The following is a 17,807-nucleotide window of genomic DNA, read 5'->3' as shown; positions in this document are numbered from 1 at the left end:
TATCATTTGCGGAGATGGTATTTTAAATTCATATATAATGTTATATTATCTATCATAAAAAATAAACCGTTTACGAGTTTTATTTTAGATATAGGAATGGATAAGTTATTCAACTTATCGGAATTCTTATCGTTCACCGCAAAACGGGCTTTTTGCCGCCAATGGTTAACGGCAGCCGTTTGCGCTTGTCAGCAAATCATCATCATTGGGAGTGGTAGATGTGAATCAGTCCGTGGTTGGAACGAAAGCAATGGTTGTGAGTCCTCATTATTTAGCTACTGCGGCAGGCGCGCGCATGCTGGAGAAGGGCGGTAATGCTTATGATGCCGCGGTCGCGGTCAGCGCATGCCTTGCCGTTGTGTACCCGCATATGACAAGTCTCGGGGGAGATTCCTTTTGGCTTGGCTATCATCATAGCGAAGGCAAGGTTCGCGGCTATAATGCGAGCGGGCGTTCAGGCTATAAAGCGAATATCGGCGCCTATGCGGGCCTTGCAGCCATACCGAACCGGGGCATCGGCAGTATCGTCACGGTACCCGGCATGGTTGACGGCTGGGATGCGGTTCATCGCGAGTATGGCCGTTTGTCTTGGGCGGAAGTGCTGGCACCTGCCATAGACTATGCCGAAAATGGTTTTCCGATGTCGAATGATCAATATCAGAACACGGTTCATAATGAATCGGTGCTTGCGAGGTCGCTTGAAACCGCGGATATTTATCTGCCTGGCGGTCAGGCCGCGAAGACAGGCGAGCGCTTTAAACAGCTTGCGCTGGCCAAGACGCTGCGGCGGCTGGCGGAATTTGGGCGCGATGAATTTTATAAGGGGGAGACGGCAAAGGAAATCACGAATTTCCTCGGCAAGCATGACGGACTTCTGACGGCGGATGATTTTGCCGATCATCACGGGGATTGGGTAACGCCGGTCGAAGGCTCCTACCGAGGTTATACGCTTCATCAGATGCCTCCTAACTCCCAAGGTTTTTCCGCCATTATGGCGCTTCATATATTGGAACAGTTTAAGCTGGGTGAAATCGCGCATGGCTCGCATGATTATTATCAGTTGTGCATCGAGGCGCTTAAGCTGAGCTTCCGTGACCGGAACACCTACTTATCCGATCCCGCATTTACGAATGTGCCGCTTGAGCGGCTGTTGGATAAAAATTATGCGGCAGCGCTTGCCGCTTCGATTGCACTCGACCGTGCTTCCTCGGAGAAATCGGAGGTGCTTGGCAGCGATACGGCCTATGCGGCCGCCGTCGATGAGGAAGGGAATTCCGTCTCCTTCATTCAAAGTCTATATTTCGAGTTCGGATCAGGCGTCGTAGCAGGGAATACGGGAGTATTGCTGCAAAACCGCGGTTCGTTCTTTTCGCTTGACCCGAATCATGTAAACAGCCTGAAGCCGGCCAAAAGAACATTCCATACCCTCATGCCTGCGATGGCTTGCCGTGATGGCAAACCGGCCGTGCTGTATGGCACGCAAGGCGGAGAGGGACAGCCGCAGACGCAAACCGCGATTTTTACCCGGATGATTGATTATGGAATGGACCCGCAGCAAGCGATTAACGAGCCTAGATGGGTTTGGGGCCGGACATGGGGAGAGCCGACACAGGAGCTGAAGATCGAGGGGCGCGTATCGCAGGAGGTCCTGGAATCGTTGGCGCAGGCAGGCCATATTGTGCGCAAAGTCAAGGATTTTGACGGGATTATGGGGCATGCGCATGCGATTATGCGCGATGAGCAAGGGTTCCTGCAGGGTGGATCGGACCCGCGCTGTGATGGCGCCGCAATAGGCTGGTAGTATCCAATAGGAGAGACATGGAGGCTGAAAACACGATGAAGCAAAGCTGGAACGCGTATGCGAATGAACAATTGGTGTTAGAGCCTCTAGCTCAGGGGAGCTTAAGCGGAAAAACGTTTGCGGTCAAGGATGTGTTTAACATTGCCGGCCATACACCGGGTGCGGGCAATCCGGATTGGCTGCGGACGCACGGGCCCTCGACGGAAAACGCCGCTGTGATAGACCGCCTGCTCCGAAACGGTGCGAGGCTGGAGGGAACCACACTTACGGATGAAGTAATGTACAGCATTAACGGAGAAAATGCCCATTACGGGACTCCGGTCAATCCGAAAGCGCCTGGGCGCATACCGGGCGGATCCTCCAGCGGCTCGGCCGTTGCGGTATCGGCTGGGCTGGCAGACTTTGCGATCGGTACCGATACGGGAGGCTCGATCCGAGTGCCGTCCGCCTATTGCGGGATTTACGGCATTCGGCCAACGCATGGCGCTGTGGATGCACGCGGCTTGATTCCGCTGGCACCGAGCTTTGATACAGTGGGCTGGATGGCTCGCGACCCGCAGACGCTTGTCGATGTGGGAAAAGTGCTTCTGGATACCGAGCCGTCTGCCGACCGGGGATTTGCGCGGATGCTGTTCGCTCAGGATGTATGGTCATTAACGGATGACCACACAAAATCGGCGGCATCCCGCTATTTTCCGGCGCTGCGTGAAAGGACTCAGCAGCATGAGGAGGTTGTCGTGGCGCTGAACGGCCTGCGGGAGTGGATGAACGCTTTTCGCATCATTCAGGGCTTGGAAATTTGGCGCGCGCACCAAGAATGGATCACACGCGTACAGCCCGTCTTCGGCCCGGGAATTGCTGAACGGTTTGCTTGGGCGAGCACGCTCAAGGAAGAGGAAAGCGGCGAGGCGTACAGGTTGCGAGAAAACGTGCGTTCCCGTATGAATGAGCTGCTCGGGACTGATGCCGTTCTTGTTCTGCCGACGGTACCCGCGATAGCTCCGCTGCTTCAATTGTCGGGTTCCGAGGTGGAGCAGCGCCGTATACAAACGCTTGAAATGAGCTGCATAGCCGGACTTGCGGGACTTCCGCAGGTGACGGTGCCAATTGCGGGAGAACACGGTTACCCTGTCGGCCTGTCTTTTGTTGCGGGCCGCGGGCAAGATTTGCGGCTGCTGGAATGGGTAGCTGACCACGTATCGGCAATTGTAGAGCCATAAGCTAAAGCAGAGGAGTGCTCATCGATGAAATTATCTACCGTAAAAATAAATGGCAATGAGCAAGCCGCGATTTCAGTCCCGAACGGGCTTGTCCTCATAGAAACGATTAACGAAGCGGAACGGGCAGGCTGGAGTACGGAGCTGTTCGAGCTAATTCGTCTTGGAGAGCTTGCGACTCTCACGGAATGGTACAACGCCGGCGGCAAGGAGAAGCTGGCACAGCTTGCGTCTATTCCGTATGAAAAAGCAGAGTACGGCCCCCTCTACCGGCATCCCCGAAAAATTTGGGGCATCGGCCTAAACTACGTGAAGGATGCCGCGGAGCTTGCTGCAGCAGATCCGAATGATGAGCCGGTCAGCTTTATGAAGCCGGATACGACCCTTATCGGCCCGCTCGATGCCATACGGATTCCTCCGGGGGCGGGGACGATTACGGCGGAGGCCGAGTTAGGCATTATTATCGGCAAGACTTGCAAAAACATAACGGAAGCTGAAGTATATGACGCCATCGCTGGCTATACCACGACGATCGACGTAACGGCATCCGATATCCACGCTAGAAATCAGCGGTACTTAACGAGAGCCAAAAGCTTTGACACCTTTTTCAGCTTCGGGCCTCAATTTATTACGAAGGATGAATTTCCCGATCCGCTGGATATTCAAGTGGAGACGGCGCTTAACGGGGCGGCCGCGCATCGGAACAAAGTGTTTAACATGAAGTTTCGGCCCGCATTTGCGGTTTCTTTCCATTCGAAAGTAATGACGCTGCTTCCTGGGGATATTATTATGACCGGCACCCCCGGCGCTGTCGTTATCCGAGACGGAGATGTGGTGGAATGCCGCATCGAAGGCTTTAAGCCGCTGCTTAATCCGGTGCGCAATTAAGAGTCTGCCTTAAAATAAAGCTTTGTTGATTCTCATTGTTGCTATTTGTCGTCCATGCACTTTTACAAGTTATCGCATACAATACACCATTTAAACTTTCATTTAAGGCGGTGTATCCCCTTTGTCATGTTCATGTGGATGTAGAGGGAAGTGCCACAAAAAGTCGCGCAACAAATCCGCTTCAAATATTCCCATGATTAGTACCCGAATTGGGAATGGCATGTTGTCTATCCCATTGCGAGCGTGTGTTGGTGACAGTCCGAATATAGTCCTATGTATTGAGATAGAACCAAGCGATGCTGATAGGTGTATACAAGGGGGATGTCAAGTTCTCGGGAATCTTTGCTGTTGCCGTAATGTTTCAAGACTGCGCAAATTACGAGATAGAACAAAACGAAAACAACGTTAACGGCTACGAGTTAAAAACCGCCTTACAAAAGGCGGTTTTTTTATATGAAAATCAAAATTTAACGATAACAGAGCCTAAAATAAAGTAAAAAGGCGCTCGGCAGCTCTTGAGCTATCGGCCGCCTTTTTGGTTTGTCTGCAAACGGGGTTTATAGCTTGCTTGATAGATATAAAACTGCTATAAATAAGTAAGTAAATAAACAGTTGTTTGGAGGAGAGACGATGATCGACGTATTTCCCGCAGCTTCGCGGCATTCGGCGGATCTCGGCTGGCTGCGCAGCCAACCCAGCTTTTCATTCGGCGCTTATTATGATCCGAACCGAACGGGCTTTAGCGTTATGCGTGTGTGCAATGACGATTATTTGGCTCCGGGAAAAGGCTTTGGCGCCCATCCCCACAGCGACATGGAAATTGTCTCTATCGTATTGAACGGTCAGATCCGTCATGAAGATAATCTCGGCAATTCGGTTGTATCCTCTTTTGGAGAGATACAGCGCATGTCAGCGGGTACCGGTGTCATCCACACGGAGTTCAACGCCTCGGAGGAGACAGAGCTGCGCTTGCTGCAGCTGTGGTTTATGCCGAAGGAGCGAGGCTTGGCGCCATCCTATGAAGCGAGCCGATTCGATATCGACAAGATGCATAATGCGCTGCTGCCTGTCGTCTCCGGTCAAGCGGATGGGCAGACAGCCTCGATAGGCCAAGACATGACCATCTATTTGAGCAAGCTGGAGCAGGGAAAGAATCTGGACTACGCGGTCGAGCCTGGCCGCAAGCAATTTATCTATATCATTGAGGGCAGCCTTCAAGTGCATGGGGAAACGCTGGAGACTGGCGATACCGCGCAGATCGAAGCGGCGGATGGGCTTTCTCTTGCCGCGTCGGAAGCCGTGTTTTTTATGCTTATTGATTTGCCTTAGGCATACGAAGTAAGTTTGCTTGCGCAAGCTTTGGGGAGGGGTTCGAGATGAAACAGACGTTTCAAGTGAAGCACGCAGTGGGCGGGCGTATGATTATTGATTCGAATAAGCATGATGTTTCCTATACGCTCGTTCCGCAGGGACAGGGCTGGAAATTCACGGTCAGCGTGCCTTGGGGCCCGATGATTGAGGAGCTGTTAGCGCACAAGGAAGAGCTGAACGTGTTTGTTTTTCAGGAGTTTGACGATCAGCCGACGTTAAAAACCTGGTATTACATTAAGGATGGTACGGTTGAATTCGACGCGGCGGAGAGTAAGCTTACGATTATCGCGGATTCCCGCATTGAGTATTATCCGCATGAATATTCCGTTTGATACGGTAAGCCATGAAATCAATAGTGAAAAGGCCCTTTAGCTGCATAAGAGCTGGAGGGCCTTTTCCCTATGCAGGCTTACAGCGAATGAATCACGCTAGACAACCTTGTCTTGTTCCCGTTATTTATTGGTGCTGTGCTGTTTAGTGCTGAGCTTCTCAGCCGGATTGCCATTGCCGCGGTTTCTTTTGTTAAGCTCGGCCTTGTGCTGCGTAGCCTTTACCTTAGCCACAAACTCGCTTGTGCTTTCCAAAACCATCATCCTCCTTTATTTTAAGCAGTGCATTGCAACTTCATTATTTAGAATAACCAACAATCGAGAAATCAGGCTCTCCATCCATATATTTATGAAACGGCGATTGAAAGCAGAGTTTGTCCTCCTTTATAATAGCCATATGTGCGTCATGGACAGCATATAATGGTACAACAGGCTCGGCGCAAACGATACATAGACAGAATGCGGTATTGCGTAGTATTACTTAACATTCGGTTACACAAAGCGAGGTACTTATGTTTAGAGTGATTGCGCGGGCGCAAATGAGAGAAGGCTTTGAAGCGGAAGCGATGGAAGCCGCGAAGCGGGAGCAGGCGGTGCATCAACAGTTGGAGCAGGGCGAGCTGATGACGGCGTGCTGCTTCAAATGGGAACGCAATGTGTTCGTTTACTATGAGTGCGTGAATCGGCCGCTGGAGCCGGAAGAGCTTTTGCTATCGATGGCGCCTTTTCTGGAGGATTGGCCGGGGCATTCTGCGCCGCGGAAATGGATCCCGATGATCGACGTGTTTCATTTTAACGAGCCTGCAAGCTATGAGCATTGGCTGCGCAAGGAAACGGTGGATCGCCGCGTAGGAAGGGTTGCGCATTTGAAGCCGGATATGGCCGCGAGCTATATTTATTTCCATTACCAGCTCCAGGAAGAGCGGGCTTTCCATGGTCCGAAATACGAAATCATCGCGATGCACGAAAATTTGCTGTTTGGCTATCAAGAATTTCCAACCGTTGTAGAGGAGCCGTTATTGCCAGGGAGACTAAGCACGACAGGCACGCCTGCCGATTGGAATGACTCAAGGATGGATCTTCACTTTCAACCGTGGGAGGACGGACACTTGTATTTTAAGCCGATAGAGCAGCTGTTTGCTTACTACGACGAATCCTCAAAAAAAGGCGCATGAGCATAGGCTGATATTTGCCTTTATTGGACGAAATATGGTACAATGAAATCAATTGCAAGTTTGAAGCAAATATTCACAATACACTGCTGTTTATAAATGATAACTGCCCCTAACCTATAAGTTCGAGGCAGTTTTTCCTTTTTTATCGCGAAGGGGGCTGACCATGTACAATCGTAAAAAACCGCTTGAAGAAATTCCGGAAGAAAACACGAAGGTATGGACATGCGAGACGGAAGGGTGCAACAGTTGGATGCGCGATAACTTTGCGTTTGATCACGTTCCGACTTGTTTAATCTGCCATGAACCAATGGTCAGCGGCGAGAAAATGCTGCCCGCGCTCAATAACTCCAATAGTGACATGAAGACGTTGAAAAAGGGTACGCCAATCATGTAGTTCCCTTATTCACGAACAGAAGCCGAGCCCCGCGCGAATGGTTAACGCCATTCGCGCGGGGCTCGGCTTTTTGCTTACCGCGAAACGAAACGAGCTTCTGCCGCTAAGGACAGTGACGGCCGTTTACGCCAGGGTTTGCATAAATTCGGACATCGCCTGCTTTTGCCGCGAGAGGCAGCAGCAGCCTACGAATCTCCGCCAAAAAGATGCTTTCGAAAATCGTTAGGCGAGCAGTTTGTTCGTTTCTTAAAGACACGGCTGAAATATTTCTCGTCCTGGTAGCCGACAAGCTCTGCGACCTGCGAAATTTTCAGCTGTCCGTTCGCCAGCAGCTCCTTCGCCCGTTTAATCCGTACCTCCGCAATGAAATCGGATAAATTCCCATTCGTTTCTTGTTTGAATTTCCGTGATATATATTCTCTGCTCAAGAAAAACCGCTCCGATATGTCCTGCAGCGTAATTTCCTCATGCGGGTGCTGTTCGATATATTCGGCAATGTCTTCGATGACGCTGCGTTCCTTGTCGCGCTCCGCTAATTGTGCGGCGAGCTCGCAAGCCTCCGTAAATACAAAATGCTTCCATTGTTCAAAATCAAAAACACCATGGGCATCGACAGGCAATAATACCTGCTCCTCCGCTTTCGGGGCCTGCTCCGAGATACTGCCGCGGTCTTTTTTGGATTCCCATATCGACTTGGCCAGCCCGTATTGCTGACGCCAGACGAGAAGCTGCTCTAACGATACGCTGCCGGCTTGGTCAAGCGTATCAAACCACGGCTTTAAGGCGCGGCGAATTTGCTCCTTGCTGCCGCTGAGAACGGCAAAGCGCAGAGATTCCTCATGCTCGCTAAAAAGCTGCTGCGTGTTTTTGCTGCCGGGAGCCGCAGCGCTGAACGGATGACAGTAAGTATCGTTAACGAGCAGATTTCGGCGCAGCAGCGCAAGCTTGGCTTGCTGATAAGCGCCGGCTGCGGCTTCAGGGAAGGCGGCTGGGTGGCCGAGCCCAAAGTGGAACCGCGTTTTAAGCGCCAAGGACATGGCGTCGTTCATTTCGGCTATCAGCTCTTGAGCCTGTGCGCCCTCGCCCCAGAACAGAAGCAGCAGCTCCTGCTCATGTCCGCGGTGGCGAAAGGCGAAGCCTTGCTCTTTCTCCTTCAGAAACTCATTGCAAATATTCGTCAGCGAGAATAACAGCAAATCCAGTCCGTCCGCAAACTTTTCCCTTACCGCAGGCGAAGTCAGGTCAAGCCTTACGATTGCGATGCGGGCTCTAGTAATCGGGGACGTCATGCCGAGCTCCCGTTTCAGCGTATCGGCAAAGCTCGGATAAGTGCCGGGCTCATTAATTATCGTCGAGAAATACTGCTCCAAATACATCGGCTTCAGCTGGTTCAGCTCGATATTCATTTTGCGTTTGCGGGTACGTTCCTGTTCCTCCGTCGTCCAGCTGTCCACCGCTTTGGTCAAAGCGCTCACCAGCTGCTCGGCATCGATCGGCTTTAATATATAATCGACCCCGCCGTACTTTACCGCATGGCGAACAAAGCTGAAGTCATCATGGCCGCTGATCACGATGATTTTGCTGGCGGGCGCATGCTCGGCCGCCCACTGCAGCAGCTCCCTGCCGTCCATGTTCGGCATCATCATATCGGTGAAAATAATCTCGGGCTTCTCGTCTCGGATCAAGCCCGTAGCAGCTGCGCCGTCCTGTGCTTCAAGCAGCGTATCGATGCCGAATCGATCCCATGGAACGAGCAGGCGAATCGCTTCCCTCACATGCTTCTCATCGTCTATGATTAATGCCTTCATCCTTCATTCTCCTTCACCAGCGGGATATGGATCGTAACGGAAAAGCCGTGCGGCTGCACATGGCGCAGCTCCATTGCGGCGGTGGAGTCAAAATGCAGGCGTAGCCTCGAGAGCACGTTATGCAGGCCAATGCCCCCGTCCTCCTGGTTATTCTCCCGCGCGGCGCCGAGCTTCGGCACCTTGTTCAGCTGCTGCAGCACCTCCTGAAGCCGATCCTCCGGCAGGCCGCAGCCATTATCCTGTACCTCGATGGACAGCAGCTGTCTCGGCTCATCCAAGAAGCATGTAATAACCAGCTCGGAAGGCTCCTCTGACGATTGCACGAAGCCGTGCTTAAAGAAGTTTTCGAGCAACGGCTGCAAAATCATCTTTGGAATCAAAATGCGTTTGGCCTGCTCGTCGATATTCAGTTGAATATGCAGGGCGGTATCGAAGCGCTGCTTCTGCAGATCGAGATAAGCTTGTACATAATCGAGTTCCCGGCTGAGCTCGACGACCGCATCCATCGTGTTCATCTGGTAGCGCATCATTTTGCCAAGGGAAGTTATGAGCGAATAGGCTTTCGTATCCCCATGCTGGAGCGACACGGTGCCGATCGACTGCAGCGCGTTGTAGAGAAAATGCGGATTAACCTGGGCCTGCAGCGCTTTCAATTCATTCGTCTTGTTGGCGATCTCGAGCCGGTACTCGGTCAAAATCAAGTTGTTGATCGTCTGCATCATGGAGCGGAAACGCCGGGCAAGCAGGCCGATTTCATCATTGCTGTGGATATCGATCGACACGTTCAAATTACCCGTTTCAATTTTGTTCACGTAACCGATCAGACGCAGCAGCGGCTTTGTAAACCGGATGGAAATGAATAAGGTAGCCAATACCACGACAGCAAGAAAGGCGATTCCGACGGCTGTATTGATGCGGGCTATGCGGTCGGCAGCGCTGTACAGATGCTTGTATGGCGTTTGCTTAACTAAATACCAGTCCATGTAAGGCGTCTTAATCCGGTCATAAAAGACCATCCCGTCGAAGGATTCCGCTTTCCAATCGAAATGCCCGCTGTCCTGCCCTGACTTCAAGACCGTTTCAAGCCAGCTTTGCTTGGAGGCGGTGCCGATCTCGTTTTTATCCGAGGATAACACGATTTGGCCGCTCGAATCCATGATGTAGAAGCTCTCCTCGCCGCTGTCATAAAGCTGGCGGTTCAAATCCTCTAACACCGACAGCCGTACATCGATGGACAGCTCGGCAAGCAGCTTTTCGCTCGGAGCAAGGAAGATCGGGCGATGCAGCGTGAAGACCATTTCCTCGCTTGCGGCTGACTTCAGATCGACGAGCCCGTAATTATGGCTTTTATGCGACGGTTCGATATAGGCTTTCTTGGCCGTTTCCGGGATGGAGCCGGCGTTCTGCCCCACCTTGATATCGTCGTTCCAGAGAAGGTAAGTCGCGTTTTGCTTCACGACATAGAGCCTGACTTTATGAAACTCGCTTACGCTTTGATAGATGTTGTAGAGGTGGTCCTTCAGCAGATTGCGGTTGCGGATGACATCGGTAATATCGTTCGGGAATACCTCGTCCTCCATGCTGTGCTCCAAAATATAATACAAGGAGCGCGGCACGTTCATTGCATTATAGACGGCGAGCGACTTTTGGTTGATGTTGTTCATGTAGTTCATGATGTTGGTTTTACCGAGCGACAGCAGCCGGTTATTTTTGGCGATGGCTTCTTCAGTTATGGATTTGGTGGTTGCGTTATAAGAGATAATCATGGAGGTCGCAATGGGCAAAATCGTTGCCGCAAGCAGCAGGAGCATGAGTTTTTTTCGAATGGTGTTAAACGGCTTAGCCGTATTCATGATCACGATCGCCCGCTTTCTGTACATCTCGCTCTTGCATACACAGTAACCGATCAGGCTGCGGATGGTCAATATAGTCCACCTACCTTATCATCATCCTCTGTGTTCCATTGGCGGCCATCGGTTTTATACTGGGTATATCAACAGCTATATTCCGTCATCGGAAAGAGAAGGGGGACGAGAGGATGTCCAAAAAAATCAAATGGACCGAATGGGCCCAGCAAACCGTGTTTGTCGGCCCGGGACTTATTGCCTTTATACTGATTGTGCTTGCGCCGTTCGCGATGGGCTTTTACTACACGTTCACAGAATGGAACGGGATGGATCTCGGCAACGCGAAATGGACCGGAATGAAAAATATCATAAAAATTTTCACCGATGATACCAGGTTTTGGAATGCGTTCTGGTTTACGACTAAATTTACGGCTGCGGCCGTCGTCGTCACCAATGTAACGGCATTTCTGCTGTCGCTGCTGCTTACGCGCAACCTGAAGAGCCGCAACTTCCTGCGGACGGTGTTTTTTCTGCCTAACGTCATTGGGGGATTGCTGCTCGGCTACATTTGGTACTTCATCTTTGTGCGGGGCTTCCGGGCGATCGGGGAAGCAACGGATATCGGATTCTTCAATTTTCAATGGCTCGGTACGCCGAATACGGCCTTTTGGGGAATCGTGATTGTATTCGTTTGGCAAACAGCGGGTTACATGATGATTATCTACATTGCGGCGATGATCAGCGTGCCGAAGGATTTAATCGAGGCTGCCAAGATCGACGGGGCTGGCGCGTGGCAGCTGCTGCGTTCCGTAACCGTACCGCTCATCATGCCAGCGATTACGATATGCTTGTTCTTAACGACCTCCAACTCATTCAAAATGTTCGATCTTAACCTGTCGCTCACCGCGGGCGGACCCGGCAACGCGACGGAATCGATCGCGCTCAACGTATACCGCGAGGGGCTAGTGAACAACCGTTACGGTCTCGGCACGGCAAAAGCGATGATCTTCTTCTTTGGGGTCGCGCTGATTACCGTCACGCAGGTGTGGATTACGAAGAAGAAAGAGGTGGAGGCATAATGGAAAACAGACAGCGCTACACTCCCCTCATCCTGCTGCTGGAGCTTGTCGCTATTGCGGTTGCGCTAATTTTTCTGGCACCGTTTTACTTTTTGCTCACGAACTCGTTTAAAGAGCTCAAATACATTCTGCTCAATGCCGCCTCGCTTCCGGAGAAGCTGGGACTGGATAATTTTAAGCGGGCTTGGGTGGCCATCGATTTCCCGACGGTATTCCTTAATTCGTTTATGGTGACGTCAATCAGCGTGCTGTTGCTAGTCGTCATTAGCTCGATGATGGCTTACCGCTTGGTACGCCGTCCAACGACCTTCAACAAGCTGCTGCTCACGGTGCTAGTTGCCGCAATGATCATTCCGTTTCAATCGGTGATGCTGCCGCTCATGCGCATTACTTCCCTATTCGAGCTTCGCGGCCATCTATATGGTATCGTAATTTGTTACATGGGCTTTGGCATATCGTTATCGATGTTTCTGTATCACGGCTTCATTAAGTCCGTTCCGCTCGAGGTAGAAGAGGCTGCGGTGATGGACGGCTGCTCTCCTTACGGCGTGTTCTGGCGAATCGTATTCCCGCTGCTGAAGCCGATTACGGTGACGGTCATTATCCTGAACGTGCTGTGGATCTGGAACGACTATTTGCTTCCGGTCTTGGTTATTAATGATAATCTGACAACGATTCCGCTGGCGGTGCAGAAGTTTTTTGGCCAATATTTGCGCAAATGGGATTTGGCTATGGCAGCGCTCACGCTGAGCACGATTCCGATCATTATCTTTTTCTTATTTTTGCAAAAGCATATTATTGAAGGTATAACGGCTGGATCCGTAAAAGGATAAAATTAATGCTGAATATATGGAAGTTATCAACATATTACACCTATTAGTGCAATATATTCGGTGTTGTGCCAGCTAGTTGCACAATTATAATGACGATGTAAGCGTTACAAAACAGAATGATATATAAAATTTGCGGGAGGTCATAAGATGAAAAGAATTTCATTTCTTATGTTAGCGGCTATTATGCTCATCGTTCTGGCAAGCGGCTGCGGCAGCAACAACAACGGCGGAAACGCAACAAATGCGCCAACGGAAGCTGCCAATGCAGGTAAGACAGAGGAGCCCACGGAAGCTCCGAAGAAAGACGTTACGATTAAAGTGTTCCAATTTAAAGTCGAGATTGCCGAGGCGCTTGGGAAGCTGGCTGCCGAGTACGAGAAGGAAACTGGCGTTAAGGTGGAAATCGAGACGCATGGCGGCGGCGAGGACTACAGCGCATTGCTGAAAGCGGAGCTTGCTGCCGGAGAAGAGCCGGAAATTTTCAACTCTGCGGGCTGGGCCGGGTTCGAGCCTTACGTGGACCGAGCTACCGATTTGACAGGCGAGGCTTGGGCCAAAGATTTGGTAGAAGCGTCGAAAGCGCAAATTACGCGTGACGGCAAGCTGCTCGGCATGCCGATGAACCTTGAAGCTTATGGTTTCACGTATAACAAGGATCTGTTTGCCAATGCGGGCATCACCGAGCTTCCGCAAACGCTTGAGGATCTCGAGGCCGTTGCCAAAAAGCTCAAGGATGCAGGCATCACGCCATTTGCGCTCACTTCCGAGTGGTGGTCGATGGGGATCCATACGCTGAACATCGCATTCGCGAACCAAGCTGATCCGGCTGCCTTCATCGAGGATGTAAAAGCAGGCAAAGTGAAGCTGAAGGACGACCCGATCATGAAGCAATGGATTCGCCTGGTGGACATTATGTTCGCCAACGGCCAAGACAATGCGTTGACAACGGATTACAACACGCAGGTAGCAGAATTTGCTGCCGGCAAATACGCAATGATTCAGCACGGCAACTGGATTCAAGGCATGATCGACGAGATCGATCCGGCGCTTAACCTCGGTATGATGGCTGTGCCGCTTCAAGGCAAACCGAACGTGTTTACAGGCGTGCCGAACAACTGGATCGTGAACAGCAAATCCGACCAAGTAGAAGAAGCGAAAGCGTTCTTGAACTGGATGGTTACATCGGAAACAGGTGAAAAATTCATCTCCACCGACTTTAAATTTGTACCGGCATTGTCTTCTATCGAACCAAATCCAGAAGCAGTAGGCAAAATCGGCGGCGACTTCGCTGCTTTCGCGAATGCAAGCCCTGATCAAGTGAAAGGCTGGAACTGGGACCGCTTCCCGGACGGCATCACGCAGCAATGGGGTGCGGCTATGCAGGAGTACCTCGGCAAGCAAATTACAAGCGACCAGCTGCTTGATAAATTCGACAAAGCGGTACAGGACATCGTGAAAAAATAAATAGGAAAAGCAAAAAGCTCCGCACCCGTGCGGAGCTTTTTTTCATAAGCAGTTTTGAAGTTCAAGGGAAATAAGCCTTTTAATTGGAAGGAATAATTCGAATATCCTTATCCAAATTAGCCAGCATCATGTAATTGCGGTTGAAAGTAAAGATGCGTTTTACTTGATAATAGGACATCGTCACAGCCGTGAATGCTTCGCTGAGGGAGAAGCGGAGCTCGGGCCTGTCCATTAGCAGTCTGCGCGATTCAAGCTCAAACTCGGGGCCGCTGGAGATAACCTCAAGCCTGCCTTTGCTTACTGCCTTATCAATGGCATTCAGAAAGTATTCCGCCTGCTGATAGCTGTATTCATTGCGAAGCCATTCGTGAAGGCCAAATATAATGGAATTGGTCGTCACGTAATTGCGTTCAAGATCATGCAAATCCAGAAACAAGGTTCGGGCTTTCAAATAACGCGGGTCTTCAGGGTTCATTAAAGCGGCTAAAGCTGTTTCATCCAGGAAAACCGTATCCTGAATGTTCAAGTGGTGATCCATTTGCCAGCACTCCTTAATCCTCTAGTTTGCAAATGCCGTCCAAATATAGAAGCGGGTTATCTTCCTTCTGATCCACGGAGAGGGGGGTTGCTTCATATGGGAGGCTTGCCAGGTATTGGACAACGATTCCATTGACGATGGCTTGCACGGTTGTATGCTGCATATCGGCGATTGCTTTCAGCTCGACATAATATTGCGGATTGAGTTCAATAGCGCTATCTTCTTGTTCTTCACTACTTGAAGAAATGAATTCGGAAGCGGTAGACTTTACTTTTTCGAATTGGTTTTGAATGAAGCGTTTGTAATTATTCACCATCGTGGTTCACTCCTTACGTATAGCTTTTATATAGATTCGTCGAATTTTGTCAATTTCAGGGGGTAATGAAGGGTGGAAAGCCGGCTTCCGGCTTCCTGCAAGGGGGATTGCGCAGACGCAAACATAAAAGCTTGCTCCTCTCAATATGATTGTAGATGAAGGCCATTGACGGCGCGGAACATCTAGGGCGGGATCTCAGCAGTACGCCGAGCCGGATGGCAAGCTGGACACAAGGCGGAGGTGATCGGATCGTGAATAGAGGAACCAAAGGATTGGCGCTAATTTGGGTGCTGCTCTCGGCTGCCTATGCTGCGGTTAAGTGGATGCCGGCAGCGCAGCTGGATTGGTTGTGGAGCGGGCAGCAGGCGGAGAGGATAAGCTTGGTGCTGGGCTGGATCGTTTTGGGCGGGGCCGTGCTCCTGGCAGCAGTCTTTCTATTCCATGTGTTTGTTAATCAGAGGAAGGGCAAGCCTGGCAGCGATGCAGCAACGGTTCAAGAGACAGGGGAGAAGATGGTTATCGGGCTATCCACGGAGCTTTCGCAGCCAGCTGTCGAAACACTGCAAGCAGAGCAGGGGGAGCCTGCGCTTTCTGCCGCTATTCATGTCATGACCGGCTCCGCGCAGCATATCGGAGAGCGCGAGGAGCAGCAGGACGCGTATTGTTTCTCTTCTTTCAAGGATACGGAGGCGATCAAACGCCACGGCGTGCTGGCGGTGCTCGCTGACGGGATGGGCGGTTACGAGATGGGCAAGGAAGCGGGCCAGCTTGCAGCGCTGACCATGCTGGATGAATATACGAAGAAAAAAACGGAGGAATCCGTACCGCGGACGCTGGCGGAGGCGCTGCAGCTCGCCAATAAAGCCGTTTATGAGCTTGCGCTGAAACATGAGCTGGAATGGTGCGTAGGCACGACGCTGGCTGCCACCGTTATTCATGAGGATAAGCTGTACTGGATATCGGCTGGGGACAGCCGCATCTACTGGTACCGCGGCGGCAGGCTGCTTGCCTTAACGAAGGACCATATCTATGCGAATCGGCTGCAGGAAAAGGTAATCGCCGGCGAACTTACGCAGGAAGAGGCGGATACGCATCCGGAACGCCATTTATTAACCAGTTATCTAGGGATTCCGAGGGTAACGGAAATGAATGCGAATCAGATCCCGATCCGGCTCTTGGCGGGAGATTGGGTTATTTTATGCAGCGATGGGCTGTATGACGATTTATCGGTCGAGCTGCTGGAGGATGCGATGCGCTACACGCCTAATGAGGCAGCCGCATTTATTGTAAAGCATGTGCTTGCGCAGGAGAGACCGTATCAAGATAATGCGACGATCGCGATATTGGCGTGTTATTAACGTTTGCGGCTACGCATGAAAACGCCGGTTAACGGTGACAGGGCTGTCTCTCAAGGTTAAATCCCTTGAAAGACAGCCCTGTTTCTTTTTTGCCTATTGCATCGTCGTACGGTTTTTTCCCTCGCTCTTCGAGACATAGAGCGCTTGATCGGCTTGCTGGAAGGCATTTTCCTTCGTTTCTCCGACCTCAACCGCATGCAGGCCGATGCTTACGGTCACATAGCGGTGGTTCATTTCCGGAATGGGACTGCACGCAATCGCTTTTCTTAACTTTTCAATGATGTGCCAAGCGGCTTCGATACCGTCTTCTTGCAAGAGGATGACGAACTCCTCGCCGCCATAGCGGGCGGCAAAGCTTTTGCGGCTAATATGGGCTGCAATGCAGGCTGCGGCCTGCTTTAGCGCGATATCGCCTGCCCAGTGCCCGAACGTATCGTTGACCTGCTTGAAATTATCGATATCCATGATGGCGATCTGTATCGGGAAGGGATGCAGCTTCTGATCGGCCAGCAGCTTCTCGAAATGTTCATGGAACGATTTATGGTTGTGCAAGCCCGTCAGCGGGTCAATCATGACCATACGCTCCATCAGGATCGTCTGAATACGCAGCTCCTGCTCGGACTGCTGGACCATGTCAAGCTGTGCAACGAGCTCGCTTCCGCGGCGGATTACCGCAAGTCCGGTAAAAGCGGCAATGAACATAAAACAAAACATGATAAGCATTTCGACAATATCCGTTGTTGTCCGATGCCCGGCATAATAGTAGGTGCCATAAAGGACGAGTGAGCTGAGAGCCAGGCAAATAAACAAATATTTTTTTTTGAAATAGATGATCGAAATAAGCAGCGGAAACAACAGCACAATAGGCGCGACCGCAAAATGATCATTGAGGAAACGGAAATACATAAACGATAATGCCATGGAGGCGGAAATGATCGCACCCTCTGACCTTCTCGGATAAAACCGGTGGCATAGCTCGAGAATGACCATGATAAACAAAAACACGGTATCGGGTATGAGCATGTCCTTGGATAAATAATGCATTGGCGTAAAAGAAGGCACCAAGGGTGCGATAACCTCATAAATAAGCAATTGCAAGGCAAACACGAAAATGGAAACAACCCACAAAATATTGAGGATTAACCGGTTCCAATTTAAGGTGATCAGCAAGCTGTGAAGATGCGGCCTATTCATAATCGCCTCCATTTCAAAATATAAGCCTCTATGGATTTTTCGACATAACGGGTTCATAGCTTTCGCCGCAACAATACCAGCTTTACCGCTAAATGACAGCAATAACCGTATACGCTAGGGTTGCGGTTCGTTTAGGGTTCGACGGAGTTGCGGCGGCTCCTTTTTTTTTCGACAAAAACTGCACTACTTTTTTTG

At 50.9% G+C, this 17,807-nt stretch carries 17 protein-coding genes; 11 read left to right on the top strand and 6 right to left on the bottom strand.

Features of this window, described 5'->3' with window-relative positions:
* The first annotated feature begins 220 nt into the window (after positions 1–220).
* The 5 genes from ggt (at position 221) to MRBLPE1_RS27815 (ending at position 5,609) form a co-directional block, all read left to right on the top strand.
* A complete protein-coding gene (gene ggt, locus MRBLPE1_RS27835) occupies positions 221–1,801 on the top strand; it encodes a gamma-glutamyltransferase (RefSeq protein WP_364152069.1) in 1,581 nt (526 codons plus the stop codon).
* A 35-nt stretch (positions 1,802–1,836) separates the two neighbouring features.
* Positions 1,837–3,021 (top strand): amidase, encoded by a 1,185-nt coding sequence (locus MRBLPE1_RS27830; RefSeq protein WP_364152066.1) that lies wholly within the window; start codon positions 1,837–1,839, stop codon positions 3,019–3,021.
* Between the two features lie 24 nt (positions 3,022–3,045).
* Positions 3,046–3,906, top strand: coding sequence for a fumarylacetoacetate hydrolase family protein (locus MRBLPE1_RS27825; RefSeq protein ID WP_364152063.1), 861 nt, complete (start codon positions 3,046–3,048; stop codon positions 3,904–3,906).
* Positions 3,907–4,536: 630 nt separating this feature from the next.
* On the top strand, positions 4,537–5,235 hold the full coding sequence (locus MRBLPE1_RS27820) for a pirin family protein (protein ID WP_364152060.1): 699 nt from the start codon (positions 4,537–4,539) through the stop codon (positions 5,233–5,235).
* A 47-nt stretch (positions 5,236–5,282) separates the two neighbouring features.
* Positions 5,283–5,609 (top strand): hypothetical protein, encoded by a 327-nt coding sequence (locus tag MRBLPE1_RS27815; protein WP_364152057.1) that lies wholly within the window; start codon positions 5,283–5,285, stop codon positions 5,607–5,609.
* 120 nt (positions 5,610–5,729) lie between these two features.
* Here the strand turns inward: MRBLPE1_RS27815 and MRBLPE1_RS27810 are convergent, their stop codons facing one another.
* On the bottom strand, positions 5,730–5,861 hold the full coding sequence (locus MRBLPE1_RS27810) for a DUF4023 family protein (protein ID WP_414698931.1): 132 nt from the start codon (positions 5,859–5,861) through the stop codon (positions 5,730–5,732).
* Between the two features lie 257 nt (positions 5,862–6,118).
* Between MRBLPE1_RS27810 and MRBLPE1_RS27805 the strand changes: the two genes are divergently transcribed.
* Both MRBLPE1_RS27805 and MRBLPE1_RS27800 read left to right on the top strand, forming a co-directional pair.
* A complete protein-coding gene (locus MRBLPE1_RS27805) occupies positions 6,119–6,781 on the top strand; it encodes a hypothetical protein (RefSeq protein WP_364152054.1) in 663 nt (220 codons plus the stop codon).
* Between the two features lie 163 nt (positions 6,782–6,944).
* Entirely contained in the window at positions 6,945–7,175 is a 231-nt protein-coding gene (locus MRBLPE1_RS27800) for a cold-shock protein (protein ID WP_053373644.1), read from the top strand.
* A gap of 185 nt (positions 7,176–7,360) precedes the next feature.
* Here MRBLPE1_RS27800 and MRBLPE1_RS27795 read toward each other — a convergent pair whose 3' ends face one another.
* Together MRBLPE1_RS27795 and MRBLPE1_RS27790 are read right to left on the bottom strand one after the other, a co-directional pair.
* Positions 7,361–8,983, bottom strand: a complete 1,623-nt coding sequence (locus MRBLPE1_RS27795; protein WP_364152051.1) for a response regulator transcription factor — start codon at positions 8,981–8,983, stop codon at positions 7,361–7,363.
* Positions 8,980–10,908: a sensor histidine kinase gene (locus MRBLPE1_RS27790; RefSeq protein ID WP_364152048.1), complete on the bottom strand. Its 1,929-nt coding sequence runs from the start codon at positions 10,906–10,908 to the stop codon at positions 8,980–8,982. The genes MRBLPE1_RS27795 and MRBLPE1_RS27790 overlap by 4 nt, the downstream gene beginning before the upstream one ends.
* 113 nt (positions 10,909–11,021) lie before the next feature.
* Between MRBLPE1_RS27790 and MRBLPE1_RS27785 the strand changes: the two genes are divergently transcribed.
* From MRBLPE1_RS27785 to MRBLPE1_RS27775, 3 genes are all read left to right on the top strand, one after another.
* Positions 11,022–11,909 (top strand): carbohydrate ABC transporter permease, encoded by an 888-nt coding sequence (locus MRBLPE1_RS27785; protein ID WP_364152045.1) that lies wholly within the window; start codon positions 11,022–11,024, stop codon positions 11,907–11,909.
* A complete protein-coding gene (locus MRBLPE1_RS27780) occupies positions 11,909–12,742 on the top strand; it encodes a carbohydrate ABC transporter permease (protein ID WP_364152042.1) in 834 nt (277 codons plus the stop codon). Before MRBLPE1_RS27785 ends, MRBLPE1_RS27780 begins: the two co-directional genes overlap by 1 nt.
* A 147-nt stretch (positions 12,743–12,889) precedes the next feature.
* Positions 12,890–14,206 (top strand): ABC transporter substrate-binding protein, encoded by a 1,317-nt coding sequence (locus MRBLPE1_RS27775; protein ID WP_364152039.1) that lies wholly within the window; start codon positions 12,890–12,892, stop codon positions 14,204–14,206.
* A 79-nt stretch (positions 14,207–14,285) separates the two neighbouring features.
* Here MRBLPE1_RS27775 and MRBLPE1_RS27770 read toward each other — a convergent pair whose 3' ends face one another.
* Together MRBLPE1_RS27770 and MRBLPE1_RS27765 are read right to left on the bottom strand one after the other, a co-directional pair.
* Positions 14,286–14,744, bottom strand: coding sequence for a hypothetical protein (locus MRBLPE1_RS27770; protein ID WP_364152036.1), 459 nt, complete (start codon positions 14,742–14,744; stop codon positions 14,286–14,288).
* A gap of 13 nt (positions 14,745–14,757) precedes the next feature.
* Positions 14,758–15,060 carry a hypothetical protein gene (locus MRBLPE1_RS27765; protein WP_364152033.1) on the bottom strand — a complete coding sequence of 101 codons (303 nt, stop codon included), beginning with the start codon at positions 15,058–15,060 and terminating at the stop codon, positions 14,758–14,760.
* Between the two features lie 251 nt (positions 15,061–15,311).
* On the opposite strand from MRBLPE1_RS27765, the gene MRBLPE1_RS27760 reads away from it, so the two are divergent.
* Positions 15,312–16,418 carry a PP2C family protein-serine/threonine phosphatase gene (locus MRBLPE1_RS27760; protein WP_364152030.1) on the top strand — a complete coding sequence of 369 codons (1,107 nt, stop codon included), beginning with the start codon at positions 15,312–15,314 and terminating at the stop codon, positions 16,416–16,418.
* A gap of 93 nt (positions 16,419–16,511) precedes the next feature.
* Here MRBLPE1_RS27760 and MRBLPE1_RS27755 read toward each other — a convergent pair whose 3' ends face one another.
* On the bottom strand, positions 16,512–17,612 hold the full coding sequence (locus tag MRBLPE1_RS27755) for a GGDEF domain-containing protein (protein ID WP_364152027.1): 1,101 nt from the start codon (positions 17,610–17,612) through the stop codon (positions 16,512–16,514).
* Positions 17,613–17,807: the final 195 nt, after the last annotated feature.

The sequence above is a fragment of the Paenibacillus sp. LPE1-1-1.1 genome (assembly GCF_040676435.1).
Lineage (GTDB): Bacteria > Bacillota > Bacilli > Paenibacillales > Paenibacillaceae > Pristimantibacillus.
Note: the sequence above shows the minus strand (reverse complement) of the source record. Positions and strands in the feature narration are given on the sequence as shown.